The organism is Pseudomonas sp. CG7, from assembly GCF_023701885.1.
GTDB lineage: Bacteria > Pseudomonadota > Gammaproteobacteria > Pseudomonadales > Pseudomonadaceae > Aquipseudomonas > Aquipseudomonas zanjanensis.
In genome coordinates, this window is sequence record NZ_JABAEE010000010.1 from 24386 (window position 1) to 50187 (window position 25802).

Consider the following 25802-nt stretch of genomic DNA (forward strand, 5'->3'; position numbering starts at 1 on the left):
GAACGGATAGCGGCGGCAAATAATTAGTCGGGCAGCTGACTCACCAAGGCCTGCCGCGAAGCATCCGACAGCCAGGCGCCGCGGCAATGGGTCGCGGCGCCGAGACTGGACTTTATCGCATCAATAATTCTTCTTCTCAATTGACAATCATTATCATTAAGCCTAATTTGGCGCTCGATGTGTAGGACGGGTCCGGCATCCGGACGTCCCGCTAACTTTTTGCAGCAAGGTGAATTCCATGACGGAACAAGTATCCACAAGCAGGTGCGACTCACCGTTACTCCAGGCGTTCGTCGATAACCGACTGATCCTGGTCAAGATCGCGGCGCGCATTACCGGCTGCCGGTCCCGCGCGGAAGATGTGGTGCAGGACGCTTTTTTCCGGCTGCAATCGGCGCCACAAATCACCTCCTCGTTCAAGGCGCAGCTCAGTTACCTGTTTCAGATCGTGCGCAACCTGGCGATCGACCACTACCGCAAGCAGGCGCTGGAACAGCGATACTCGGGGCCGGAAGAGGAAGGGTTGAACGTGGTGATCCAGGGTGCTTCGCCAGAAACCTCCCATATCAACTTCTCCACGCTGGAGCACATCGCCGACGCGCTGACCGAACTGCCCAGCCGCACCCGCTATGCCTTCGAGATGTACCGCCTGCACGGCGTGCCGCAGAAGGACATCGCCAAGGAACTGGGCGTCTCGCCGACCCTGGTGAACTTCATGATCCGCGACGCGCTGGTGCATTGCCGCAAGGTGTCGGGGGTTCGCGGGGATACGTTCGCCCGGCGGTAACTTGCGGTGGTTTTGCCGGCCTCATCGCGAGCAAGCTCGCTCCCACAATTCTGGCAATCACTGAAGATCCACTGTGGGAGCGAGCTTGCTCGCGATGAGGCCATAAGGTTTCACATCAACCCACACCGATCAAAGAACCGCTCACGCCCCAGGATCATCAGCGCCGCGCGCTTGTGGGGAAAATCGAATTCCTTCTCGCAATGAAAGCACTGGTCATGCAAGTGCCCGATCATCCGCGCATTGTCGGCCCGGGGCTCGGCGACCACGCGCTGGGTGCGCGGGTCGTCCAGGAACAGGTAGTGCACCAGCGCCGACAGCCAGCTCGCCACCTTGTGCGGCCCGCGGTGCTGCTCTTCGCCCACCAGCATATGGATGCCGCGGTCGTAGTGGTCGGCCTCATAGAACGGCGCGATCCGATCTTCCTTGGCCCAATAGGCTTCGAAGTAAGCGAACGGCTGGTCATCGAAGCAACCGATCAGGGTCAAGACCCGCGGATCGGCCTGCAGCTTGCCCAGGTACTCGCGATGCTGTTCCAGGCTGCCCTCCTCCTGCCAGAAACTCGCCACCCGCGGGCTGTTCTGCCAGCGGTTGAAACGTTCCAGGTCCTGCTCGATTTCCAGGGTGCGCAAGGACACCCAGGCCCCCAGCCGCGCATCGAAACGTCGGTACACCTCACCGCGCGGCTTGATCGGCCGGCGTGGATGGCGACGACCATCGGTGATGACCATCTGTTGCGGGTAACTGCCGCTGAACGACTCCCCCAGCCAAGGCTGCGGCAATTGCCAGAACAGCGTGCGCTCGCAACGGTATTCACCGGCACGTTCGGTGCCCGTCAGTAAACCGCTGAGCAAGGCTTCGCCAGGGCGCTCGTCGAGGTGCCAGGTCAGGCGCTGGCACTCGGGATCGCGGGCAAACAGCCAATAGCAGGCTGCCCACAACGCCGGGCCCATCGGACGGTCGTTGATTTCCTGTAAATGCACATGCAACTCGGGACCGCGCACCAGGCGCAGCCGGATCAGCGGCGCGCCTTCGAGCATCAGGCTCAGGTGGCGTTCGGTTTCATCGGCGCCGAGGCGACGACCGCCGGGCAAGGGCAGCGTCGTCGGGTGGTTGAGGTTGGACATGGGAGCGGCTCGCGTATTCGTCGGTAGTCAACGTGGGACGTGAGCCGGGAAGGGAAATTTAGTGTCATCGTCAATGGGAATGCGTGGGCACCAGCTGGATCTGGTAGGGCTGGAAAATCTTCAGCAGTTGACCGTTGTCCCGCAGCTTTTGCAGCAACTGTGCGAACGCTTCGCTGGAAATGGGCGCTTGCGGGCGGAGCAACGCGTAATGGTGGTAAACCTGATCGATGCGTTCGGACACCAGCAATTGCGGGCCGACTTCCGGATTGCGCAACACGTAATCGTTGAGGTACGAACGGGTCACCAGGGCGATATCCGCCCGCCCGCGCAACACCATCAGCAGGTTGCTGTCATGGGAATACGTCAGCGTGGCGTTGTATTGGCCGGCGAGGAACTTGGGGTCGGGGTTGAATTCGGCAAAGGCGTAGTGGTAACCGCTGAACAACGCCAGGCGCTTGCCCCTGAGGTCGGCGAAATAACTTTGCTGGCGATCCGGCTGGCGCTGGGCGACGAAGACCTCCGCATCTTCCAGGCCCATGTCCACGGCAGTGTGTGGCACATCCTGCCAACCCCATTCGGGGTTCTCGAAAATCGCCATGTCGACCCGGCCTTGCTTGAAATCATTGAAGCGGCGCGGGATCGACGTCGGCACCAGTACGAACTGATAGTCGCTTTGCGACTGGTTCAAGGCCTCCACCATCTGCGGCAGCAGGCCGGTGTCGGCGCCGTTCTCGGGACGAACGGTATAGGGCGGAAAATGCGCCGCGCCGATCCGCACCTGTTGCGCCGCCTCGATCGGCAACGCCAGGAAAGCGGCCAAAGCAGCCAGTAGCACACGCGAGGTCATCCCCATCGGCAAAAACGTCAAGATAACCCACTCCCCAAAAGTCCCGTCACTACAATCAAGCTAGGCGGTTTCAGCCGCTTAGCCAGCCACACGGCCCTTCAAAGCACCGTTCGATTATTGTTTTTCTTCAAGCACCAGGATCAGGGCCTGCTCGGCCAGTTCATCGAGACTCAAGTTGCCTTCGGCGCGAAACCAAGTGGTGGTCCAGGACAACGCCCCCGTGAGGAACCGTCGAGTAATGGACACGTCCCCGCGAATATACCCGTCCTCCTTGGCCTGGCCCAGAACCTCCAGCCACAAGTCTTCATAAATATCACGCAGGGCCAGTACCTGCTGCTGTCCGTCATCCGAAAGCGAACGCCATTCATAGACCAGCACCGCCATGGCCTCGCCCGTGCCGCCCATGATCGACTGCAATTCGCAGCGGATCAGCGCCAGCACCCGCCCGCGCACGCCGTCGGCCTCGGCCAGGGCGGCGCGCATCAGCGCAGTGTTGTAGCGGATGGTTTCTTCCATCACCGCCCGCAGGATTTCATCCTTGCTTTTGAAATGGTGAAAGATGCTGCCCGACTGGATGCCCACGGCACTGGCCAGGTCGCGCACCGTGGTGCGCTCGAAGCCCTTGTTGCGAAACAGGTGGGCGGCGGTCTGGAGCAGTTTGCCGCGAGCACTGTCAGGGTCGGTCAGTTGCCCGCTGTCCACCAGCTCACGCATCACGTCCAAGGCTTTTTGCTCGTCCACCCATTCTCTCCTACAGTCGATCAACCAACGCGCCGCCATTGCCCGTCGAACCATCGGTGGCGCGGGCAATTTAAGCCGAGCGAGGCAACCAAGCAAGCGCTCGGCCACAAGTACGGGACAGCGTTTACAAACCAAGCGCTTGCTTGGTAGTCTCGAACCACCTTTGCCGGAGGGAACGCCATGCCAAAAACGATCCGTATCGGTTGCGCCAGTGCCTTTTGGGGCGATACCTGCACCGCGGCGGCGCAACTGATCGAGGGCGGGAAGCGGGATTACCTGGTGTTCGACTATCTGGCCGAAGTGACGATGTCGGTCATGGCCGGGGCGCGCTTGAAGGACCCGTCGAGCGGCTATGCCACGGACTTCATCGAGGTCCTCACCCCGCTGCTCAAGCGATTGCATGACGACCGGATCCGCGTCATCAGCAACGCCGGCGGGGTCAATCCCCAGGCCTGTGCGAGGGCCTTGCAAGCCGCCTGTGATCAGGCCGGCGTAGCGCTGAAAATCGCCGTGCTGCTGGGCGATGACCTGCAACCGCAAGGCGAATGGCTCGCCGCCCAAGGCATCCGCGAGATGTCCAGCGGCGAGCCCCTGCCGCCCGCGTGCGTGTCCATCAATGCCTACCTCGGCGCGCCCGGTATCGTCGAAGCGTTGCGCCTGGGCGCCGATGTGGTGATCACCGGGCGAGTGGTGGACAGCGCCGTGGTCAGCGCCGCCCTGGTGCATGAGTTCGGCTGGGCTTGGGACGATTACGACCGATTGGCCCAGGCCGCGCTGGCGGGGCATCTCATCGAGTGCGGCGCCCAGTGCACCGGCGGAAAATTCACCGACTGGCAGCAAGTGCCGGATTTCGAGCACATTGGCTTCCCCATCGTCGAAGCCAGCGCCGACGGCCAATTTATCGTCACCAAGCCTGAAGGCAGCGGTGGACTGGTCACGCCGCTGACCGTCGGCGAGCAGTTGCTCTACGAAATCGGCGACCCGCAAGGTTACCTGCTGCCGGACGTGATCTGTGATTTCAGCCAGGTCAGGTTGACCCAGCAGGGCAAGCACGCCGTGCGCGTCCACGGGGCCAAGGGGCTGCCGCCCAGCGACCGGTACAAGGTCTGCACCACCTGGTTGGACGGCTGGCGCTGCACCGCCACGTGCCTGATCGCCGGCATCGATGCCGTGGCCAAGGCTGAACGGGTCAGCCAGGCGATCATCGCCAAGACCTCGCAGCTATTGCGCCAGCGTGGCTGGGCGCCCTTCAGCGAAGTGAACATCGAACTGCTGGGCAGCGAAGCCACTTACGGCCCACATGGCCAGCGCCGGGACAGCCGTGAGGTGGTCATCAAACTGGCGGTGCGACACCCGGACAAACAACCGTTGGTGCTGTTTTCCAGGGAAATCGCCCAAGCCGCCCCCGGCATGGCGCCGGGACTGACCGGCCTGGTCGGTGGCCGGCCGACGGTGTCGCCGTTGATTCGCCTTTTCTCGTTCCTGATCGACAAAGCCACTTGCCGGCTCGACATCGAGTTCGACGGCCAGCGCCACCCGTGTCCCCTGCCCGCCCTCGAACCGCTGGACATCACCGGCCTGCCGGTCGCCCCGGACCTGCCCAAACCCCAGGGCCGGGCCGACGCCAGCGTGCCGCTGATCAAACTGGCGGTGGCGCGCTCCGGCGACAAGGGCAACCACAGCAACATTGGCGTGATTGCCCGCGAGCCCGAATACCTGCCCTGGATCGCCGAAGCGCTGACCCCGGAGGTGATGGTCGACTGGATGAGCCACGTGCTCGACCCGCAGTTGGGCCGGGTCGAACGCTGGTACCTGCCGGGCACCCACAGTTTGAATTTCCTGCTGGAAAACGCCCTCGGTGGCGGCGGTGTCGCCAGCCTGCGCATCGACCCCCAGGGCAAGGCGTTCGCCCAGCAATTGCTGGAGATCCAGATACCGGTGCCGCAACACGTTGCCGATCAGGTCGGCTAAGGACGGTCGCCATGGCAAATGAACGATCTGCAGCACCTGTGAAACCTGTGGCGAGGGAGCTTGCTCCCGCTGGGTTGCGCAGCGACCCCGGCTTTTGCGATTGCTGCGCAATCGAGCGGGAGCAAGCTCCCTCGCCACAGGGTTTGGCCCTAATCCGTTCCAACACGAGGAGTCTGCATGCCGGTCATCGAATCGCACCTGGATCCCCACAGCGCTGACTTCGCGCGCCATTACACGGCGATGCTGGCCGGCGTCGAACAACTGCGCCAGCTCGAACAGGCCGTGGTGGAGAAAGCGGCCCAGGCCCAGGGCAAATTCGAACGGCGCGGCCAACTGTTGCCGCGCCAACGCCTGAACCTGCTGCTGGACCCCGGCGCGCCGTTTCTTGAGCTGGCGAGCCTGGCCGGCTACAAACTCCATGACGACAAGGATGGCAGCCAGGCCGGCGGCGGCCTGATCGCCGGGATCGGCTACGTGTCCGGGACGCGGGTGCTGGTGGTGGTCAACAACAGCGCGATCAAGGGTGGCACGATTTCTCCCAGCGGCTTGCTCAAGACCCTGCGCCTGCAACAGATCGCCATGGAAAACAAACTGCCGGTCATCACCCTGGCCGAAAGTGGCGGCGCCAATCTCAATTACGCCGCGCAGATTTTCGTCGAAGGCGCGCGCTGCTTCGCCAATCAGGCACGTATGTCGGCCATGGGCCTGCCGCAGATCACCGTGGTGCATGGCTCCGCCACGGCCGGCGGAGCCTATCAGCCGGGTTTGTCGGACTACGTGGTGGTGGTGCGCGATAAGGCGCGGTTGTTCCTGGCCGGGCCGCCGTTGCTCAAGGCCGCGACCGGCGAAGTGGCCAGCGAAGAAGAACTGGGCGGTGCGCTGATGCACGCGCAGGTGGCCGGCACCGCCGAATACCTGGCCGAGAACGATGCCGATGGCGGCCGCCTGGCCCGGGAAATCCTCAGCCGGCTGCCGTGGAATGCGCAACTGCCGCCGCAGCCCGAACGAACCTGGACCGAGCCGCTCTACCCCGCCGACGAATTATTGGGATTGGTGCCCGACGACCCGAAGAAGCCCTATGACGTGCGGGAACTCATCGCCCGCATCGCCGACGGCTCGACCTTCCTGGCTTTCAAAAGCGAATTCGACGCCCAGACGATTTGCGGCCACCTGCACATTCGCGGCCATGCCTGTGGCCTGATCGGCAACAACGGACCGATCACGCCCCAGGGCGCCAGCAAGGCCGCGCAGTTCATCCAATTGTGCGACCAGAGCCGCACACCATTGCTGTTCTTGCACAACACCACCGGATTCATGGTCGGCACCGAGTCCGAGCGACAAGGGGTGATCAAGCCCGGGGCCAAGATGATACAGGCCGTGGCCAATGCCCGGGTGCCCAAGCTGACCGTCGTCGTAGGCGGCTCCTACGGCGCCGGCAACTACGCCATGTGCGGCCGCGGGCTTGAGCCGCGCGTCATCATCGCCTGGCCCAACAGCCACACCGCCGTGATGGGCGGCGCCCAGGCCGGCAAGGTCCTGCGCATGATCACCGAGGCCACGCAACTCAAGAACGGCCTGAGCCCCGACCCGAAGATGCTGGACCTGCTCGAGCACACCACCGCGCAGAAACTCGACAGCCAATCCACCGCCCTCTACGGCAGCGCCAGCCTGTGGGACGACGGGCTTATCGACCCGCGTGATACCCGCACATTGCTAGGCTTTCTGCTGGACATCTGTCACGAGGCCGAACAGCGACCATTGCAAGCCAACAGCTTTGGCGTGGCCCGTTTCTGAGCGCTGACTCCAGGAGAACAACAAGAATGATCTTCACCCAAGAACATGAAGCACTGCGGCGCACCGTTCGCCAATTTGTCGACCGCGACATCAACCCCTACGTCGACGAATGGGAGCGCGCTGGACGTTTCCCCATCCACGGGCTTTTTCGCAAGGCCGGCGAGCTGGGCCTGCTGGGCATTTCCAAGCCAACGGCATTCGGCGGCATGGGCCTGGACTACAGCTATTCGATCGTCGCGGCCGAGGAATTCGGCACCATTCATTGCGGCGGCGTGCCGATGTCCATTGGCGTGCAGACCGACATGTGTACCCCGGCCCTGGCCCGATTCGGCTCCGATGAGTTGCGTGACGCATTCCTGCGCCCGGCCATTCGCGGTGAACAGGTGGGCTGCATCGGGGTTTCGGAAGTCGGCGCCGGTTCCGACGTCGCCGGGCTCAAGACCACCGCGCGCAAGGACGGCGACGACTACATCATCAACGGCAGCAAGATGTGGATCACCAATGCGCCGAGCGCCGATTTCATTTGCCTGCTGGCCAACACTTCGGACGACAAGCCCCACGTCAACAAATCGCTGATCATGGTGCCGATGGACAGCCCCGGCATCAGCCTCGGCCAGCACCTGGACAAACTCGGCATGCGCAGCTCGGAAACCGCCCAGGTGTTTTTCGACGACGTGCGCGTGCCACAACGCAACCGCATTGGCCAGGAAGGCGCCGGGTTCATGATGCAGATGCTGCAATTCCAGGAGGAACGCCTGTTCGGCGCGGCCAACATGCTCAAGGGCCTGGAACAGTGCATCGACAGCACCATCGCGTACTGCAAGGAACGCAAGACCTTCGGCACGGCCCTGATCGACAACCAGGTGATCCACTTTCGCCTGGCGGAACTGGCCAGCGAGATCGAATGCCTGCGGGCGCTGGTCTACCAGGCCACCGAGCAGTACATCCACGGCCAGGACGTCACTCGGCTGGCGTCCATGGCCAAGCTCAAGGCCGGGCGCCTGGCCCGGGAAACCACCGACAGTTGCCTGCAATATTGGGGCGGCATGGGTTTCATGTGGGACAACCCGGTCGCCCGGGCCTATCGCGACGTACGGCTGGTGTCCATTGGCGCCGGCGCGGACGAGATCATGCTGGGCATCATCTGCAAGCTCATGGGGATTTTGCCGGGGAAGAACAAGTGAGCGGTTGGCCTGGCAGGCCGCCATCGCGAGCAAGCTCGCTCCCACATTGGATCGCATTCGCCCTCCCCCTGTGGGAGCGAGCTTGCTCGCGATGAGGCCCTGACAGCCACCACAAAAACCAGGAATGCTTCCATGCCCACCTTCAGCAAACTCCTCATCGCCAACCGCGGCGAAATCGCCTGTCGCATCCAGCGCACCGCCCAGGCCCTGGGCTACCGCACGGTGGCGGTGTTCAGCGAGGCCGACGCCGATGCGCTGCACGTGCGCATGGCCGATGAAGCCGTGCTGATCGGCCCGGCCCCGGTGCAACAGTCCTACCTCAATCCCTTGGCCATGCTCGACGCAGCCCGGCGCAGCGGCGCCGACGCGATCCATCCCGGCTACGGCTTTCTTTCGGAAAATGCGGGGTTCGCCCAAGCCTGCGAAGAAGCCGGCATGGTTTTCATCGGCCCCAGCCCCCAGGCCATCGACCTGATGGGCAGCAAGCGCCGCGCGAAAATTGCCATGCTCGCAGCCGGTGTTCCCTGCATCGCCGGTTTCCAGGGCGCGGCCCAGGACGACGACACGCTGCTACGCGAAGCCGAGCGCATCGGCTACCCACTGATGATCAAGGCCAGTGCCGGTGGCGGCGGTCGCGGCATGCGCCTGGTCCAGCGCGCCGAAAACATGCTGGAGCAATTGCGCAGTGCACGCTCGGAAGCCTTGCACGGTTTTGGCAGCGACGAGTTGATCCTCGAACAGGCGTTGATCGATCCACGGCATGTGGAAGTGCAGATATTCGGCGACCATCACGGTCAACTGATCCACCTGGGGGAACGGGACTGCTCGATTCAGCGGCGCCACCAGAAAATCATCGAAGAGGCGCCCTGCCCGGTCATGACCGCCGACCTGCGCCGGGCCATGGGCGAGGCGGCACTCAAAGCAGGGCGTGCTGTGAATTACGTCGGTGCCGGGACCGTGGAATTCCTGCTCGCGACGGACGGTCGATTTTACTTTCTGGAGATGAACACACGCTTGCAGGTCGAACACCCCGTCACCGAGTTGATCACTGGCCTGGACCTGGTAGCCTGGCAGTTGGATGTCGCCGCCGGCAAGCCGTTGCCCTTGCGCCAGGATCAAGTGATGTTTAGCGGCCATGCCCTGCAAGTGCGGCTGTACGCCGAGGACCCGGCGACGGATTTCCTGCCCCAGACCGGGCGGTTGATCGGCTGGGCGCCGCCGATACAGGACGGCGTGCGGATCGACCACGGCCTACTGCAAGGCCAGGTCATCACGCCATTCTACGATTCGATGCTGGGCAAACTCATCGTCCACGGCGCCACCCGCGAAGACGCCCGGCGCAAATTGCTCCGGGCGGTGGAAGATTGCGTGCTGCTGGGCGGCCAGAGCAACCCGCGCTTGCTCGCCGGCTTGCTGGCGCACCCACGCTTCATCGACGGCGACTTCGGTACCGGTTTCATCGGCCAGCACTTTGCCAATCATCCCGCACTACTGCCCATTGAGCCCTCCACCGAACAACTGGCCATCGCCACGGCGGCGTTATATCAGGCCTCGCAGGCACGGCATGCACCCGGCCTGGGCGGGTGGCGCACCAGCGTCGGCATGGCGCGGCATTTTCGGATTGGCGTCGGGGAGCGCGACTGGACGCTGAGCCTTGAGGCCGAACCCGCCGGGACATTGAACATCCGCAGTGCCGACCGCCTGGTCGAACTGAGGCTGCTCGACGTTGACGCCAATGGCGCGTCGCTGATGATCGATGGGATTCGCCAGCGCCAGGCCTGGCGCCTCGATGGCCACGACCTCTGGCTGTCCACCCGCCCCGGCGGCCTGCACCTGCAAGACCGGACCCTGGCTCCGGTCGCCGCCAAGGCCACCACCAGCGCCGGACCGCTCAAGGCGCCCATGGACGGCGCCATTGTCGAGCTGCTGGTCAGCGAAGGTAGCCCGGTGCGCCAGGGCCAACTGCTGATGGTGCTCGAAGCGATGAATATGGAGCATCCACTCATGGCCGGCGTCGACGGCGTGGTCAGGCAATTGCAGGTCAAGCGCGGTGACCAAGTGAAAAACCGTCAGGTTTTGTTGCGTGTCGAAACAGCCCACTAGTCGGATGCCCGGGGTTTGACTACGCTCAAACCCATCAGCACGCCGATACCGGGAACCCTGCAATGCCTCACTGGCTGGTGATTGATCTGGAGGCCACCACCGACGAGGGTGGCTGGCCGGTAACCGAAATGGAAATTATCGAAATCGGCGCCACGCTGGTGAATCGTGACGGCCGCGAAGTGGATCACTTCCAGCGCTTCGTGCGGCCCCTGAGACGCCCGCTGCTCACGCCTTTTTGTCGCGAACTGACCCATATTACCCAGGCCAATATCGACAGCGCCGAGCCCTTGACCGAAGTCTGGCCGGCGTTCGAGCGCTGGCTGGCGCCGTATCATCCGAAGCTGGAAAGCTGGGTCAGTTGGGGCGACTACGACCGCAAGCAACTGCTGCAGGAATGGCAGCAACAGCAGTTACACAGTGTCCTCGGCCAAGTGCCGCACATGAACCTCAAGCAACGCTTCGCCAAGGCCCGTCGGCTGGAACGACCGCTGGGGCTCAATGGCGCACTGCAACTGGCGGGCCTGCAATTCTGCGGTCAACAGCACCGAGCCCTGGAAGATGCCCGCAATACCGCGCGATTGTTGCCCTTGGTGCTGCCGGGTTGAGCGGTGTCCGCCACCCGGCGCGGCAGATGACGAATGTTGCAGCCTTGTGCATACTGGCCGGCCTTTTTCAGCCCCTTTTTCGAGGAATCGCCCATGTTCAAAGTCAACGAGTACTTCGACGGCACCGTCAAGTCGATCGCTTTTGGCACTGCCGAAGGCCCAGCGACCATCGGCGTCATGGCTCCGGGCGAATATGAGTTCGGCACGGCCCAACGGGAAATCATGCACGTCGTCTCCGGTGCCCTGACCGTGAAGCTGCCCGACAGCACCGACTGGGAAACCTTCGAGGCCGGCAGCCAGTTCAATGTACCGGCCAACAGCAAGTTCCAGCTCAAAGTGGCTGTCGACACTGCCTATCTGTGTGAGTACCGCGGCTAAGCCGACGAACCACCAGAGATGCTCCCCTTTTGGGGACATGGTTAACCCTGTGGCGAGGGAGCTTGCTCCCGCTGGACGCGCCAGCGTCCCCTACGATGTGATGACTGAAATGCGGGGGCCGCTTCGCAGCCCAGCGGGAGCAAGCTCCCTCGCCACAAAAGCTAAAGCGGTTGCGTGATAAACAAAAATGCCCGTGTCCAATGACACGGGCATTTTTATTCACGGATCTTTTTATTCGAGCACTTCAACCGGCATGCCGACTTCAAGCCGACCGTTGCTGTCGTTGACAAGGTTCTGGCCGAACATCGCGCCGTCCGGTGTCGAACGGTATTGCTGCAGCGTGGCAAAGGGTTCGCGATTCGGATCGCGCTCGCCGGTTTGCGGATCGACCGTGGTCATGATGCACCGCGAGCAAGGCTTGACCAGCCGGAACTCCACCTCGCCGATACGAATGCGCTTCCACCCGTCCTCGGCAAACGCTTCGCTGCCCTCGACCACCAGGTTGGGACGAAAGCGCAACATGTCCAGCGAACGACCGACCCGACTCGACAGGTCCTGCAACGAGGCCTGGCCAATCAGCAACAAGGGGAAACCATCGGCAAAGGCGACCTTGTCGTCGTCCTTGCCATAACCGGCTGCGGTGGTGCGCGCCAGCTCCACCGGCACATGCACCAGCCGCGTAGGGTTGCCGATGAATTCACTGACCCAGGCCGCGGCCTCGTCACCGGCGTCCGGCACACGCAAGGTGTCACGCCAGATGATCACACCGCGCCGCTGCTCTTCCTGGGCAGGTGGCAACGACACGTCGATGGCACCATGGCCAGGCGCACTGAGCGTCAGGCCCCCCGCCTCGTTCCACAAGGCCGAAAGCTGGCTCATCTTCGCCACGGCGCGCTGGGTCAGGAATCGCCCCGTGCCCTCGTCCACCAGCATCCAGCGCCGATCGCCGTCCAGCCCGAGCTTGTCCAGGCCGATTTCCGACAGGGGCTGGCCCTTGCCGGACTTCAACGGATACCGATACAGCGCGCTCAGCCGCAACATGCTCAACTTCCCCGGGGGCAAAAAAATGCCACCTTATACGAGCCGGCCATTGAAGCAAACCACCATCGGTTTCAGTCGAGCATCAACCGCTGGCGCACGACATCGACCAGCTTGTCCGGCTGGAATTTGGAGAGAAAGTTGTCGCAGCCGACCTTCTTGACCATCGAGTCGTTGAAGCTGCCCGACAGCGAGGTGTGCAGAACGACATAGAGTCCGCGCAAGCGCGGGTCGTTACGGATTTCGGTGGTCAGGCGGTAGCCGTCCATTTCCGGCATTTCCGCGTCGGTGAAGATCATCAGCAATTTATCGGTCATGACCTCGCCGGTATCGGCCCAGGCCTTGAGCATGTTCAGCGCCTTCAGGCCGTCGCTGGCAATGTGCATTTTCACGCCCAGTTGACCCAAGGTGTCGCGCAGTTGCGAGAGCGCCACATTGGAGTCGTCCACCAGCAACACTTCGCGACCACGGGCACGTTCCAGCACCGGATCTTCGAGTTTGTCACGAGAGACCTTGGCGTTGTACGGCACGATTTCGGCCAGGACTTTTTCCACGTCGATGATTTCCACCAGCTGATCGTCCACCTTGCTGATGGCCGTCAGGTAGTGCTCGCGGCCGGCACTGGTCGGCGGCGGCAGGATGGCTTCCCAGTTCATGTTGACGATGCGATCGACGCCGCCCACCAGGAATGCCTGCACCGAACGGTTGTATTCGGTCACGATAATGGTGCTGTTGGCGCCCGGCACCAACGGGCGCATGCCAATGGCCTGGGACAGGTCGATCACCGGCAGCGTCTGGCCGCGCAGATTGACCACACCGCACACGAACGGGTGACGTTGCGGCATCAACGTCAGCTTCGGCAGTTGCAGGACTTCCTGGACCTTGAACACGTTAATGGCGAACAGCTGTCGACCCGCCAGGCGAAACATGAGAATTTCCAGGCGATTCTCACCCACCAATTGGGTTCGTTGATCTACTGTGTCGAGAATGCCGGCCATCGGTGACTCCTGGGCTTGTTCGGATGAATCCAATAAAACAGCTATCGGCGGCACGAGCCGAATCTTGACCCCAGATAAAATACAGCGTGGGGAATTGATATCACATTAACATCATGCTTTACTGGCTTCACGATTTCATTCCCCGTTTTTCCCGCTGCGCGACTCCGGTTTGCGCACTAAGTTCCCCTGCCTAAGGGATTCCCCTAGGCACAATCAGGTCCAACCTGATATTCCCGCTTTCCAATAGCCATTAATGTGACGCCATTCTCATTGCTGAACGGAGTCAGGCTTTTGTGCGCGACCACAGGACATCGGACCTGCTGCCTTTCGGCCGATCCCATCCGTGCAATCGTTTGCGAACTCGCCTTCGCGCAACGGCGCGGGCGTGTCGTCGTGCGTCCGCCCGCGGTCGTCCTTGAGATCCAGCCGTTCGCCATACGCGGTTTCCTTTCGCCTGACATGATGTTGTGGAGATAAGCATGCCGAACGATCGTAGAAACTGGAATCAACGTCTTCCCGAATTTCTGATCGAGGCCGAGACGCTGCTGGCCAAGTCGGAGGAATGCCTGAGCCATCTGCAATTGATCAACAACGACAAGGACGCCATCGATTGCATGCTCAGCACCTTGCTGAAGCTGTCGAACAAAGCCAATGCCCTGGCGCTGGAAGCCGTTTCGGAGTTTTCCATGCACATCCATGGTTTGCTCAGCCACGCGCAAAACATGGAATTACATGATCAGGCCCTGGAAGCCTTGAAGGATTGCTTCACCCTGATGGCCTGGCAATTGGAGCTGGTCGATCACACCACCGGCCAGTTGGGCCTGGACAGCAGCGAGCAGACCTCCTTGATTGAGGCATTCGCTTTCCAGGTAGGCCAAAGTCCCGGCCAGGCATTGGCCGCGTCACGTCCGTTGGCGTTGGTGTCCTACCCCCAGAAACAAGCCTGACCTGATGGCAATTAGCCTGCGCTTTAGCCCGTTCACGGCACCATGCCGAGCGCGACCCGCGATAGGCGAAGTGGTACTATCTCCTGCGTCAGCCACTTCAAGACAGCGCCGTAAAAGTCGCCGACCGAAGCCGTCTTCGACCTGATACGTTTACCCGACCTGGCCTGTCAGATGCGCTGACCGGCCTGCCCGCAGCGAACATTCATTGGCTCCATCCGCTATGCACGCCAGCCTCAAGTCATTTATCACCTGGCCTCCTTCCCGAGATAACGCCCGTCGCTTCACATTACTATTGTGCATCTGCTCGACCCTCGGCTGCCTGCTGGCCTACCTGTACGCCCACACGGTGCCGCTGGGCCTGCTGGCCCTGAACGTCGCGGCCTTGAGCTGTGTCTGGATCCACCATCGATTGTCGCGCAAATCCATCAAGTTCCAGCCCCAGGAGCTGGCCGACCGGCTGCTGGAGGTCCAGGAGAATGAGCGCCATCGGCTCAGCCGTGAATTGCACGACGACATTGGCCAGTTGCTGACCGCGGCGAAACTGCAAGGCGAATGGCTCAAGCGGCGGATGCCGGAAGAATTGCAAGACCAGTGCGCACTCCTGTGCGAGACCCTGGACGAAACCCTCAACAAGGTCCGTAATGTATCGGCGATCCTCAATCCGCGGGAACTGACCAGTCTCGGGCTTGAAGCCAGTCTGCGGGCGCATCTGCTCAAGACCCTGGCCAACGCCCCGGTGAAGTGGAGCCTCGATTGCCAGCAGCGCATGACGGGCATCCCGGAGGAGATGTCGGTGGCGGTGTTCCGGATCACCCAGGAAGCGGTCACCAATATCTTGCGCCATGCCCGGGCGACCAATCTGCTGGTACGCCTGCAACGCTTGCCCGACGGCCTGACCCTGCTGATCAGCGACGATGGCCTGGGTTTTGCGCCCGCCAGCCACCCCGCTCGCGAAGGTCAGCGGGGCATGGCCGGCATGTCGGAGCGGGTCGAACAATTAGGCGGCACCCTCAAGGTCATCAGCGAGGCCGGCAAAGGCACGCACATCGAAGCACGCTTTCCCTGGGCGCCGCGTGCCCTGGAACGAGCCAGTAAGAATAAGGTTCTCCTTTGATTTGTAATTTGCTTCTGGTAGATGACCACTCCCTGATCAGGGCCGGCGTACGAGCCCTGGTCATGGATATCCCAGGTTATGCCGTGATCGGCGAAGCCAATGACGGCACGCATTTGGTGGCGTTGGTAGAGCGACTGAACCCCGACATCGTGCTGCTGGACATTTCCATGAAGGACACCAGTGGCCTGGACGCGTTGCAGCAGCTCAAGCGGGTGCGCCCCCACAGCAAGGTGCTCATCCTGTCGATGCATACGGATCCGGCGCTGATCATGCAGGCGCTGGAATACGGAGCCCATGGCTATCTGCTCAAGGACACCACCGCCACTGAGCTGAAACACGCCCTGGAGGCGCTGCGCAACAACGAACGCTACCTGAGCCCGGCCATTGCCCATACCGTGATCAACCAGGCGCTGACCCGTGTCCAGAAACATCAGCCGGACCCAGCCCAGACCCATAACCTGACCGCACGCCAATTGGAGATCCTGCGGCTGATCGTGCGCGGCAAGTCCACCCGGGAAATCGCCAACGGCCTGAACCTGAGCATCAAGACCGTGGAAACCCACCGGGCGCAAGTCATGAAGCGCCTACAGATCCATGACGTGGCCGGCCTTGTGCTGTTCGCGGTGCGCGAGCAAATCATCAGCCTGGACGATTGAGCGCCGTCGCGCCGCCCAACAGCGGCGAATCGGACGGCAGGTGCAGCCGCAACGCCTTTGGGCGGACAGTGAAGCGCAGGGTATCGACCTGCAACGGCTCGCCATCGAGATTGATGTCCAGGCCTTGCGCGACCTTGATCTCCACCCAGGGCAAACGCGCGCGGACAAACATGTTGTCGATGCCCAGGCCGCCCGCGAGCAAGTCCTTCAAGGTACTGACCACTTCCTGGGGCGCCGGCAGGATGCTGATGTCCAGCAACCCATCATCCGCCAACGCCTCCGGGCACAGCACATGGCCTCCCCCCGCCTGCCGGCCGTTACCGATGCCCAGCGCGAGCAAATCGCCCTGCCAGTGGAAATCGGGCCCCTGCAGCGCACCATAGGCGGCACTCAGCTCACTGAATCGCGACAGGCCCGTGAACAGATAGGCAGCGCCGCCCAGGACCTTCTTGAGGTCCTCGGAGGTGTTCGCCGTCACCTGGCTGCCGAAACCACCGGTGGCCATGTTCAGGAAAATCCGCCCGCCGACTTCGCCCACGTCAACGGCCCGCGGCGCAACGTCCAATAAATCCATGGCTTGCGCAGGTTCCAACGGCACACCGGCCGCCCGAGCGAAATCGTTGGCCGTGCCCAGCGGCAACAGGACCAGGCTGGCATCGCTGGACTTGTGAGCGATCGCCTCGGCGATATCACGCAAGGTCCCATCACCGCCGCCAGCGATCAGTCGCGTATATCCGGCAGCCAGCGCTTCATCGACCCAGCGCTGGGCATCACCGGCTTCCCAGGTCAACCGTACCGCCAGGTCCCAGCCCTGCTCGCGCTTGAGCATCACGGCCGAGCGAACCTCTTCGTTGAGCGCTTGCTTGCCATGCAAAATCAACAGCGCCTTGCCTTTGCTCATCGTGGTCTCCGTCATTGGAAGGTTCAGGCATGAGACCGCTCATTCGAGCGAAAAAGCCCAGTGCACCCCATTATTTTAAAAGCGCAGGACGGCTCGTCCGATCAACATGCCCTGATTCGAAGAGTTTTCTTACAGGGTCTGGCGAATCAGCTCAATTGACCCTCCAGCGGTATTGAGACACCTTGGGTTCATGTTTTGCTGGATCGCTTAAACCTCATCACACAAGGAAGCATGCTCCCATGGATGGATACGCCACGGCCCGCAGGGGCCGGATCACTCGCTCGAACCGTTATGGCCAAGGGGATGGACCGTCCCATGCATAACCGTGAATACAAGCTGTCTACCCGGCAGCTCGCGTCCTTTGGAAGCGGGCAGGCCGATACTCGAAACGAATGCAAAAGTTGCAGTAATCCCGTTGGAGGAATTGATTTGGAACCGCGCGTCGTTGAACTGGAAACCCACCTCAAATACATCCGCAAAGACATGGATGAAATTCGTACCGACGTCAAGGTGATCCGCCACAGGCTGGCCTATTCGGCCGGCGCCGCGGCGGTGGTGCTCGGCCTGCTGGGTTGGGTCGCCAACAATCGATTCGATCAGCTGGTGATGCTGCTCACGCGATAAGGTGAGGCGCGCAACGGCCCGAGCGTCCCACTCGGGCCGGAGAACACCTGGTAGGCATGCTAGCCCAGGACTTCGCTCAAGGGGATGAAGCCCACTTCGTCACCCTCCACCAGCATCTGTCCCTCAAGCACTTCGACCAATCCTTCGGCCCAGGCCGCGCTGCGCAGGACCCCCGAGCTCTGATTCCGGTAGATGACCGCTCGACCATTCTCCATGCGGCCTCGCAGGTATTCTCGGCGACTGCCCGCCTTCGGCCAGGCGAAACCGGCCGGCACCTTGAACTTGAGCGGCGTCACCGACTGGACGCCTTGGCGTCTCAACAGCTAAGGCCTTGCCAGCAGTGCGAACGTCACGAGGGTCGACGCGGGATTTCCAGGCAGGCCTATGACCGGCACGCCACGGTAATGCCCGAACGTCAGCGGCTTACCTGGCTTGATGGCGAGCTTCCACAATGCCAGCTCACCGTCCTCACGCAAGGCGATGCCGAGAAAGTCGGCCTCCCCCACCGAGACACCACCGGTGGACAGGATCAGATCGACATCCGACAACTGCGGCAGGCGCTCGCGGGTGGCCGGCAAATCGTCGGGCAGGATACCGGCGTCAACCACCTCACAACCCAGGCGGTGTAGCCAGCCACACAGCAGCACGCGGTTACTGTTATAGATCTGCCCAGGCCCCAGTGCCTGGCCGGGCTCGACCAGCTCATCACCCGTGGACAGAACGGCGACGCGGACCTTGCGCACCACGTCCAGCGATGCACAGCCCAAGGATGCCGCCAAGCCCAGCTCGATCGGCCCCAGGCGAGTGCCGGCAGAGAGGACCTGCTCGCCAACGGTGGTCTCCTGTCCTTGAGGACGAATGTTCTGTCCACTGACCATGGGCTCGGTAAACCGCACCCGCTGGTCGCTTTCGACCACGGCGTTTTCCTGCATCTCGACGCAATCAGCGCCGGCAGGAACTGGCGCCCCCGTGAAGATCCGCGCGCACGTGCCAGCGGCCAGCGGCTCCGGCGCCTGCCCGGCAAAAATCCGCTGGCTGACCACCAACGGCTCGCCGCTCCAGTCCGCCAGCCGCAAGGCATAACCGTCCATGGCGCTGTTGGGCCATGGCGGCAAGTCAAGGGTCGATATCAGGTCCTCGGCCAGCACTCGCCCTGATGCTTCGGCCAAAGGCAAACGCTCGCGTTGGACAATCGGTGTGCTCTCCGCCATCTCGAGCAGCCGCGCCAAGGCTATCTCAACGGCCATCAAGGCGCCGGCCTTGCCCGGTTTACCCACGGGATTCACAAGGGGCTGCCTGTTTCAAATGAGCCACAAAGTTACATGGCCGATGCCGCACATCCAATTGTTCGGCCAGGATCCCATCCCATCCGGTACGCACCGCGTTGGTCGACCCTGGCAGGCAACATACCAGCGTGCCATTGGCCAGGCCGGCCAGCGCACGGGACTGCACAGTGGAAGTGCCGATGTCGGCCACGGATATCTGCCGGAACAACTCGCCAAAGCCATCGACCTGCTTGTCCAGCAGGCACGTGACGGCTTCCGGCGTGCTGTCACGCCCCGTGAAACCGGTGCCGCCGGTGATCAGCACGACTTGCACCACGTCCTCGGCAATCCAGGTCGCGACTTGTGCCCGGATCTTGTACAAATCATCTTTGAGCAGGACCCGTGCCGCCAGGTTGTGACCCGCCTCCGTGAGCCGATCGACGAAGACCTGCCCGGACGTATCGGTTTCCAGGGTACGGGTGTCACTGACTGTCAGCACCGCGATATTGAGCGGCACGAAAGGTACATCAGCCTTGGCTTTCATAGGCTCGTCCAGTTGTGAAGGAAACAGCCCGGTGTTATATCACAGCGCTTCATTTTTTCGCCCGTGCGGAGATACGCCATGACCTCGGAAACGCCACTGCCATCCTGCTCCATTCTGCTCCTGGCGGGCGGGCGCGGACAACGCATGGGCGGCCAGGACAAAGGGCTGGTGCAATGGCAAGGCGAACCGCTGATTGCCCATCTTCATCGCCAGACCCGCGACATGAGCGATGACCTGATCATTTCCTGCAACCGCAATGCGCAACGTTATGCGCCGTATGCCGATCAGTTGGTGCATGATGAGGAAGGCGATTTTCCCGGGCCATTGGCGGGCATCCGCGCAGGTCTCAAGGCCGCGAGACACCCGTATCTACTGGTGCTGCCATGCGACGTGCCGCAAATCGACGCAAGCCTGCTCGACAATATGCGCAGGACGGCCAGCTTGCACCCCGACCAACCGTTGATGGTGCGCCACGGCGAGCATTGGGAACCGCTGCTGTGCGTCATACCGTTGCCCCTGGCAGCACGCTTCGAACAAGCCTGGAGCGAAGGCGAACGCAGCCCCGGCCGCATCATGCGCGCGCTGCACGCCGTTGCCTTGCAATGCCCTCCCGACGATCCGCGGCTGGCCAATCTGAACACCCCGGAACTACTGGCTCGACATAAAGGCGTGTCAGATTGACACTAGCCAGGAACTTGCGCGCGATGTATACGTCTGAAGGTCAGTAACTTGAAGAATCCATTTCGGAGAAACACCATGACACAACGGACCCTCGCCACGTTCATGCTCGCCCTGGGCCTCGCCACCCTTGCCGCGTGCGCTTCGCCAACGGTGATCACCTTGAATGACGGTCGCGAAATCCAGGCCGTCGATACCCCACATTACGATGAAGAAAGCGGTTTCTACGATTTCGAACAACTGGATGGCAAGCAGACTCGCGTGAACAAGGATCAGGTTCGTACCGTTAAGGATTTGTAATCTGTAACGCTGCTGCCCGATGTTGCTAAAAACCGGCGCTTCCTGAAGAGGGAAGCGCCGGTTTTTTTGGGGCTTGGTTTTGGGTTCTGGGATAGCCGACCTGGCTCTTGGTGAGACCGTGTTTCCCCTGCGGGAGCGGGCTTGCTCGCGAAAGCGGTGTGTCAGTTTGCGGTGACGTTGGACGGGGCCGGCCTCTTCGCGAGCAAGCTCGCTCCCACAGGTTTGGCGGTGCACATGGGCTTTGGGCCTGCTGAAGATCCAATGTGGGAGCGAGCTTGCTCGCGATAGCGGTGGTTCGGCCACATAGAAACCAGCATGTGCCCTGCTCTTGCTCTCGTAACGAAAAAATCAAAACCTCACACAGTGATAGCGGGTTCTAAACCAACTACCACCGCAACGAAATACCACTCTCGAACACCCGCTCCCGACCAGTAACCGGATCAACAAAACGCAACCCCTGAGCCAGCAATTTCAAAGGATTGGCATAATCATCCTCAACATCCCGAAGCACATCCGGATAAAACGGATCATTGCAGATCCCCGCCCCAAGGGCATTCATGTGAACCCGCAATTGATGCTTCTTACCCGTAACCGGATACAAGCCATAACGCCAAACCTCACCATTCCTTTCCAACACTTCAATGGCCGTTTCGGTATTGGGCTCACCCTGCCCTTCCTGCATCCGGAAGAACGGTTCGCCATCAATCATCCGGCTTTTATGCACCAGGGGAAAGTTCAACCCAGGCAACGCACGGGCAATGGCTTGGTAGCGTTTCTCGATTCGCCGTGTCGGGAACAATGACTGATACGCCGAACGGGTTTGCGGGTTGGCCGAAAACAACACCAGCCCGGCCGTATGCCGATCGATGCGGTGCAGGGGCACCAGATGCGGATTGTCCAGCCGCCGGATCAACCGTCGCAACAAGGTTTGCTCGACATACTCGCCCGCCGGAGTGACGGGCAGGAAATGCGGTTTGTCTGCCACCACCAGGTGCTCGTCGGCGTACAGGATCGACTCCACCACCGGGATCGGTTTCTCGTCGGGTACTTCCCGGAAGTAGTGGATGCGCAAGCCTTCGCGGTACGGCAAGTCGACAGGGATCGCCTTGCCCTCCCCGTCCAATACCCGGCCCCGGGCGATCCGGTCCAGCCACTGTTCACGACTGATGGCGCTGAAATGCTCGCACAGGCATTCCAGCACCGTCGGCCAGGAACCGGGCGGCAGGTACAACGTACTGGCCTGATGATGAGCGGCGGAAAACGATGAACCGGACATTAAAAACTCTTGGATATTTGGCATGCCGGCATTATCCGACAGTCGCCCCAGCCAGCCCAGCGATGATTGCTTTACGCCGTGGCCGACGTCGGTTTTGCCGCCGCTTCGGTGAACTCTTTCAACCAGCGCAGTACGTCCACCGCCTCCCAGCGACCCGGATCGTAGAGCGCGTACAGCAAGCCCTGGTAACCCACCACATCCAATTGCTTGTGATAGCCGGCGCGCTGGAACAACGCTTCGATCTCCGCGAAGCAGGTATTGAAATGCAGTTTATTGAAGGGTGTCTTGCCTTCGGTCACCAAGCCATCCAGGCGAAGCTCCAGGACCGCCTCATGCACAACGTCCGCGGACATCCTGTTTACGCTGGCTTTCAGTTGTTCGACATTGACCAAGGGGTGCACTCCAGATAGCTGTATGGGCATACAGTAACCGAAGCGCGATATTTTCGCCAACCACAGTGTCAGGAACTGACGAACGAGCCGTTCAACGGAGGAATGCCACGATCTGTTCGGTATCGAAGGGCCAGTCCAGCTCGGCACCGGTATCCAGCCTGCGCAGCACTGGAATACGCAGCCCATAGTCCTCCACCCAGTCTTCACGTTCTGAAATGTCCACCAATTCCACCAACAATCCATGTTCAACCAAAGGCATCAGCTCAGCTTCGGCGACTTCGCAAAGATGGCACCCCAGGGTACCGAACAATTGGCATTCAGGAGGCATGGCGGGTAGACCCAAAAAAGATAGACGGTCATTCTAGGCCCGCCTCGGAAAACCGTCGAGTCGCTGGCTCGCCTCAGGGTGTTTCGGTAAAACGCTGATGCAAATCACTGAACGCAAATGCTTTTCCAGCGACGCTTGTCACGTTTTCCCTTCTACGCTGTGCGTTGTACCTTGAAACGGAGTTCCCCTTGTTTGCCAACCTGCTGATCATCCTCGCCTCGTCCCTGGTGGTCATCGCCCTGTTCAGGCGGCTGCGCCTGCCTCCCGTACTGGGTTATCTCTGTGTCGGGTTGGCGGTGGGGCCTACCGCGCTGGACTGGGTCAACGACAGCGAAGAATTGCCAGACCTTGCCGAGCTTGGGGTGGTATTCCTGCTGTTCTCGTTGGGCCTGGAATTTTCCCTGTCGAAAATGCTCGAACTGCGCCGGGTCGTGTTCGGCCTGGGCAGTCTGCAGGTGCTGTGCTCGGGCGCGCTGCTGGCGGGATTGCTGGCTGTGTGCGGCGCGCCAGCGATCGCCGCGTTGCTGCTCGGGGCCGGGCTGGCCTTGTCCTCCACCGCCATTGTCAGCAAGGAGTTGACCAGCCTGGGCGAGATCTTCAGCAGCCACGGCCAGAACGCCATCGGTGTGTTGTTATTCCAGGACGTTGTCGCAGTGCTGCTGTTGACCCTGGTGCCAGTCTTCGCCGGCAGCAGCGAGCACCCGTGGTATTGGGCGCTGCCCCTGACCCTGGGCAAGACCCTGGTGTTGTTTGGCGGCCTGCTGCTGGCCAGCCGATTGCTGCTGCCACGGCTTTTCCATGAAGTGGCGGCGTCCCGGTCCGCGGAACTGTTCGTGCTGCTGGCCCTGGTGATCGTGCTGCTGACAGCATGGCTGACCCACCTGCTCGGATTATCGCCGGCCCTGGGCGCCTTCCTGGCGGGGATGCTGCTGGGGGAAAGCCACTACCGACATCAGATCGAGGCCGATATACGCCCGTTCCGTGACATCCTGCTGGGGCTGTTTTTCGTCAGCATCGGCATGCTGATCGATCTGCAGCTGTTTCTCGATGACGGCCTGTCGATCCTGGGATTGACCCTCGGCTTGATGCTCATCAAGGGCTGCGTGGTCGCCGTCCTGGTGAAATGGCGCGGCAGCGACGGTGAAACCGCCTGGCGCAGCGGCCTGGCCCTGGCCCAGGGCGGCGAATTCTGTTTTGCCTTGATGGCGCTGATGCAGCAGAACCGACTCATGCCCGCCGACATCAGCGGCCTGCTGCTGGCTGCGACGTTCTGCTCGATGCTGCTGACCCCGTTACTGCTGCGCGCGGCGCCACGCATCGCCGCACGCCTGCACCGCAAACCCAACGAAGAGGCACAACTGGACCAGATCAGCGCACTCAATGCCGGGTTGTCGAATCATGTGGTGATTTGCGGCTACGGACGCGTCGGCCAGTCCATCGGACGCTTCCTGCGTCGCGAAAGCCAGGCGTTCGTCGCCCTGGATGACGACCCTGTGATCATCCAGGACGCCACCGTCGGGGAGAACTGCGTGCATTATGGCGATTCGCGACGAGGGGACCTGCTCGCCGCCGTTGGCTTGAACCGCGCCCGGCTGCTGGTGATCGCGGTGGACAAGACCGACATCGCCATCACCGTGCTCCAGGCGGCCCGACGGATCACCCAACAGGTGCCGATTCTGGTGCGCACCCGTGACGACAGCCAACTGGCCGAGTTGCAGGCGGCCGGGGCCAGCGAAGTGGTCCCGGAACTGTTGGAATCGAGCCTGATGCTGGCCTCCCACGCCTTGATCATGCTCGGCCTGCCTGAACAGCAGGTCCGGCATCACGTGGATCAGGTCCGCCACGACCGCTACCGCCTGCTCCACGGTTTTTATCCCGGCAATCAGGACAAGGAGCCCTAGCAGCCTGTGTGGTTAGTCCTGGCTGACCGCGCCGATCTTGTGAATCGACAGGTCGGCGCCGTAATACTCTTCTTCCTGGGTCAGGCGCAGCCCCAGCACAACCTTGATGGCGCCATAGACCGCGAACCCGCCGGCCAGGGCGATGACCACGCCCAACGCCGTGCCGATCAACTGGCTGATCAGGCTGACCCCACCCAGGCCGCCCAAGGCACTCTGGCCAAAGACACCGCAGGCAATGCCACCCCAGACACCGCACAGCCCGTGCAGCGGCCAGACGCCGAGCACATCGTCGATCTTCCATTTGCCCTGGGCTGCCGTGAAGCACCAGACAAACAAGGCACCGGCAATGGCACCGGTGGCCAGCGCCCCCACCGGGTGCATCAGGTCGGAACCGGCGCAGACGGCCACGAGCCCGGCCAGCGGGCCGTTGTGCAGGAAACCTGGGTCATTGCGCCCGACAATCAATGCCGCCCCGGTACCGCCCACCATCGCCATCAGCGAATTGATCGCGACCAGCCCGCTTACCCCTGGCAAGGTCTGGGCACTCATCACGTTGAAGCCGAACCAGCCGACAATCAGGATCCACGAGCCCAGGGCCAGGAATGGAATGCTCGAAGGCGCGAACGCCACCAGGCGACCGTCCCGGTAGCGGCCATTACGCGGGCCGAGCAAGAGCACGGCGGCCAGCGCCAGCCAGCCACCCATGGCATGCACCACCACGGAACCGGCGAAGTCATGGAAACTGGCGCCGAACCGGGCTTGCAGCCAGGCCTGCAGGCCGAAATTGCCGTTCCAGACCAAACCTTCGAAAAACGGATAGACAAACGCCACGATCAGCACCGTGGCGCACAACTGCGGGGCGAACCGCGCGCGCTCGGCAATACCGCCGGAAATGATGGCCGGGATCGCCGCAGCAAAGGTCAGCAGGAAGAAGAACTTCACCAGGCTATAGCCATGGTCGGTGCTGAGCACCGCGGCCGGTTGCAGGAACGTCACGCCGTAGGAAATCCAATAGCCGACAAAGAAATAGGCCAGGGTCGAGACCGCAAAATCGCTGAGGATTTTCGACAGCGCATTGACCTGGTTCTTTTGCCGGACCGTTCCCACTTCAAGGAACGCGAAGCCGGCATGCATGGCCAGGACCATGACCGCGCCGAGCAGGATGAACAGCGTGTTGGAGCTGTGGACCAGACTGTCCACGGCACTTTGCATATTTTCCATGGTGTTGGCAGACCTGAAAAAGTTTAAAAAAGCACCAAGCCGGTTCGCTCACCTCACAAACGCACCAAGTTGAAACGGGGTAATG

At 61.8% G+C, this 25802-nt stretch carries 25 protein-coding genes and 1 pseudogene; 14 read left to right on the forward strand and 12 right to left on the reverse strand.

Going from position 1 to position 25802, the window contains the following annotated elements:
- Positions 1–238 precede the first annotated feature (238 nt).
- Entirely contained in the window at positions 239–787 is a 549-nt protein-coding gene (locus tag HGO40_RS06270; RefSeq protein WP_092327046.1) for an RNA polymerase factor sigma-70, read from the forward strand.
- Between the two features lie 110 nt (positions 788–897).
- On the opposite strand, the gene HGO40_RS06275 is transcribed toward HGO40_RS06270, so the two are convergent.
- The 3 genes from HGO40_RS06275 to HGO40_RS06285 form a co-directional block, all read right to left on the reverse strand.
- Positions 898–1911, reverse strand: a complete 1014-nt coding sequence (locus tag HGO40_RS06275; RefSeq protein ID WP_250962331.1) for a GNAT family N-acetyltransferase — start codon at positions 1909–1911, stop codon at positions 898–900.
- 70 nt (positions 1912–1981) lie between these two features.
- Positions 1982–2758 (reverse strand): substrate-binding periplasmic protein, encoded by a 777-nt coding sequence (locus tag HGO40_RS06280; RefSeq protein WP_250962384.1) that lies wholly within the window; start codon positions 2756–2758, stop codon positions 1982–1984.
- 114 nt (positions 2759–2872) lie between these two features.
- Positions 2873–3499: a TetR/AcrR family transcriptional regulator gene (locus HGO40_RS06285; RefSeq protein WP_250962332.1), complete on the reverse strand. Its 627-nt coding sequence runs from the start codon at positions 3497–3499 to the stop codon at positions 2873–2875.
- Between the two features lie 180 nt (positions 3500–3679).
- On the opposite strand from HGO40_RS06285, the gene HGO40_RS06290 reads away from it, so the two are divergent.
- From HGO40_RS06290 to ppnP, 6 genes are all read left to right on the forward strand, one after another.
- A complete protein-coding gene (locus tag HGO40_RS06290; RefSeq protein WP_250962333.1) occupies positions 3680–5470 on the forward strand; it encodes an acyclic terpene utilization AtuA family protein in 1791 nt (596 codons plus the stop codon).
- A 177-nt stretch (positions 5471–5647) separates the two neighbouring features.
- A complete protein-coding gene (gene atuC, locus HGO40_RS06295) occupies positions 5648–7264 on the forward strand; it encodes a geranyl-CoA carboxylase subunit beta (RefSeq protein ID WP_250962334.1) in 1617 nt (538 codons plus the stop codon).
- Positions 7265–7290: 26 nt separating this feature from the next.
- On the forward strand, positions 7291–8448 hold the full coding sequence (atuD, locus tag HGO40_RS06300; protein ID WP_250962335.1) for a citronellyl-CoA dehydrogenase: 1158 nt from the start codon (positions 7291–7293) through the stop codon (positions 8446–8448).
- A gap of 132 nt (positions 8449–8580) precedes the next feature.
- The gene (locus HGO40_RS06305; RefSeq protein ID WP_250962336.1) at positions 8581–10551 is read left to right on the forward strand and encodes an acetyl/propionyl/methylcrotonyl-CoA carboxylase subunit alpha; all 1971 of its coding nucleotides are present in this window, start codon (positions 8581–8583) and stop codon (positions 10549–10551) included.
- A gap of 62 nt (positions 10552–10613) precedes the next feature.
- Positions 10614–11156, forward strand: a complete 543-nt coding sequence (locus HGO40_RS06310; protein WP_250962337.1) for a 3'-5' exonuclease — start codon at positions 10614–10616, stop codon at positions 11154–11156.
- A 93-nt stretch (positions 11157–11249) separates the two neighbouring features.
- On the forward strand, positions 11250–11534 hold the full coding sequence (gene ppnP, locus HGO40_RS06315) for a pyrimidine/purine nucleoside phosphorylase (RefSeq protein ID WP_014337306.1): 285 nt from the start codon (positions 11250–11252) through the stop codon (positions 11532–11534).
- A gap of 231 nt (positions 11535–11765) precedes the next feature.
- On the opposite strand, the gene HGO40_RS06320 is transcribed toward ppnP, so the two are convergent.
- Both HGO40_RS06320 and HGO40_RS06325 read right to left on the reverse strand, forming a co-directional pair.
- Complete coding sequence (locus tag HGO40_RS06320; RefSeq protein WP_250962338.1) at positions 11766–12575, reverse strand: MOSC domain-containing protein; 810 nt, start codon at positions 12573–12575, stop codon at positions 11766–11768.
- 71 nt (positions 12576–12646) lie between these two features.
- Positions 12647–13570, reverse strand: coding sequence for a chemotaxis protein CheV (locus HGO40_RS06325; RefSeq protein ID WP_053120553.1), 924 nt, complete (start codon positions 13568–13570; stop codon positions 12647–12649).
- 479 nt (positions 13571–14049) lie between these two features.
- Between HGO40_RS06325 and HGO40_RS06330 the strand changes: the two genes are divergently transcribed.
- The 3 genes from HGO40_RS06330 to HGO40_RS06340 all read left to right on the forward strand — a co-directional run bounded on the left by HGO40_RS06330 (position 14050) and on the right by HGO40_RS06340 (position 16287).
- Positions 14050–14517: a hypothetical protein gene (locus HGO40_RS06330; RefSeq protein ID WP_250962339.1), complete on the forward strand. Its 468-nt coding sequence runs from the start codon at positions 14050–14052 to the stop codon at positions 14515–14517.
- A gap of 220 nt (positions 14518–14737) precedes the next feature.
- Complete coding sequence (locus tag HGO40_RS06335) at positions 14738–15631, forward strand: sensor histidine kinase (protein WP_250962385.1); 894 nt, start codon at positions 14738–14740, stop codon at positions 15629–15631.
- Positions 15628–16287, forward strand: coding sequence for a response regulator (locus HGO40_RS06340; protein WP_250962340.1), 660 nt, complete (start codon positions 15628–15630; stop codon positions 16285–16287). The genes HGO40_RS06335 and HGO40_RS06340 overlap by 4 nt, the downstream gene beginning before the upstream one ends.
- On the opposite strand, the gene yegS is transcribed toward HGO40_RS06340, so the two are convergent.
- On the reverse strand, positions 16271–17188 hold the full coding sequence (gene yegS / locus HGO40_RS06345; RefSeq protein ID WP_250962341.1) for a lipid kinase YegS: 918 nt from the start codon (positions 17186–17188) through the stop codon (positions 16271–16273). The two genes, HGO40_RS06340 and yegS, sit on opposite strands and share 17 nt — an antisense overlap.
- A gap of 315 nt (positions 17189–17503) precedes the next feature.
- Between yegS and HGO40_RS06350 the strand changes: the two genes are divergently transcribed.
- Entirely contained in the window at positions 17504–17812 is a 309-nt protein-coding gene (locus tag HGO40_RS06350) for a hypothetical protein (RefSeq protein WP_250962342.1), read from the forward strand.
- Between the two features lie 59 nt (positions 17813–17871).
- On the opposite strand, the pseudogene HGO40_RS06355 reads toward HGO40_RS06350, so the two are convergent.
- Both HGO40_RS06355 and moaB read right to left on the reverse strand, forming a co-directional pair.
- Positions 17872–19059: pseudogene (locus HGO40_RS06355) on the reverse strand (molybdopterin molybdotransferase MoeA).
- 22 nt (positions 19060–19081) lie between these two features.
- Positions 19082–19621, reverse strand: coding sequence for a molybdenum cofactor biosynthesis protein B (moaB, locus tag HGO40_RS06360; RefSeq protein WP_250962343.1), 540 nt, complete (start codon positions 19619–19621; stop codon positions 19082–19084).
- Between the two features lie 78 nt (positions 19622–19699).
- Here moaB and mobA point away from each other — a divergent pair, with 78 nt between their 5' ends.
- Positions 19700–20302: a molybdenum cofactor guanylyltransferase MobA gene (gene mobA / locus HGO40_RS06365; protein ID WP_250962344.1), complete on the forward strand. Its 603-nt coding sequence runs from the start codon at positions 19700–19702 to the stop codon at positions 20300–20302.
- A gap of 75 nt (positions 20303–20377) precedes the next feature.
- On the forward strand, positions 20378–20599 hold the full coding sequence (locus HGO40_RS06370; RefSeq protein WP_250962345.1) for a YgdI/YgdR family lipoprotein: 222 nt from the start codon (positions 20378–20380) through the stop codon (positions 20597–20599).
- A 385-nt stretch (positions 20600–20984) separates the two neighbouring features.
- Here HGO40_RS06370 and HGO40_RS06375 read toward each other — a convergent pair whose 3' ends face one another.
- The 3 genes from HGO40_RS06375 to HGO40_RS06385 form a co-directional block, all read right to left on the reverse strand.
- Positions 20985–21875, reverse strand: a complete 891-nt coding sequence (locus HGO40_RS06375) for a pseudouridine synthase (RefSeq protein WP_250962346.1) — start codon at positions 21873–21875, stop codon at positions 20985–20987.
- Between the two features lie 71 nt (positions 21876–21946).
- Complete coding sequence (locus HGO40_RS06380; protein WP_186705334.1) at positions 21947–22267, reverse strand: transcriptional regulator; 321 nt, start codon at positions 22265–22267, stop codon at positions 21947–21949.
- 91 nt (positions 22268–22358) lie between these two features.
- Positions 22359–22595, reverse strand: a complete 237-nt coding sequence (locus HGO40_RS06385) for a glutaredoxin family protein (protein ID WP_250962347.1) — start codon at positions 22593–22595, stop codon at positions 22359–22361.
- A 188-nt stretch (positions 22596–22783) separates the two neighbouring features.
- Here HGO40_RS06385 and HGO40_RS06390 point away from each other — a divergent pair, with 188 nt between their 5' ends.
- The gene (locus HGO40_RS06390) at positions 22784–24496 is read left to right on the forward strand and encodes a cation:proton antiporter (protein ID WP_250962348.1); all 1713 of its coding nucleotides are present in this window, start codon (positions 22784–22786) and stop codon (positions 24494–24496) included.
- Between the two features lie 12 nt (positions 24497–24508).
- Here the strand turns inward: HGO40_RS06390 and HGO40_RS06395 are convergent, their stop codons facing one another.
- The gene (locus HGO40_RS06395; RefSeq protein ID WP_250962349.1) at positions 24509–25717 is read right to left on the reverse strand and encodes an ammonium transporter; all 1209 of its coding nucleotides are present in this window, start codon (positions 25715–25717) and stop codon (positions 24509–24511) included.
- Positions 25718–25802: the final 85 nt, after the last annotated feature.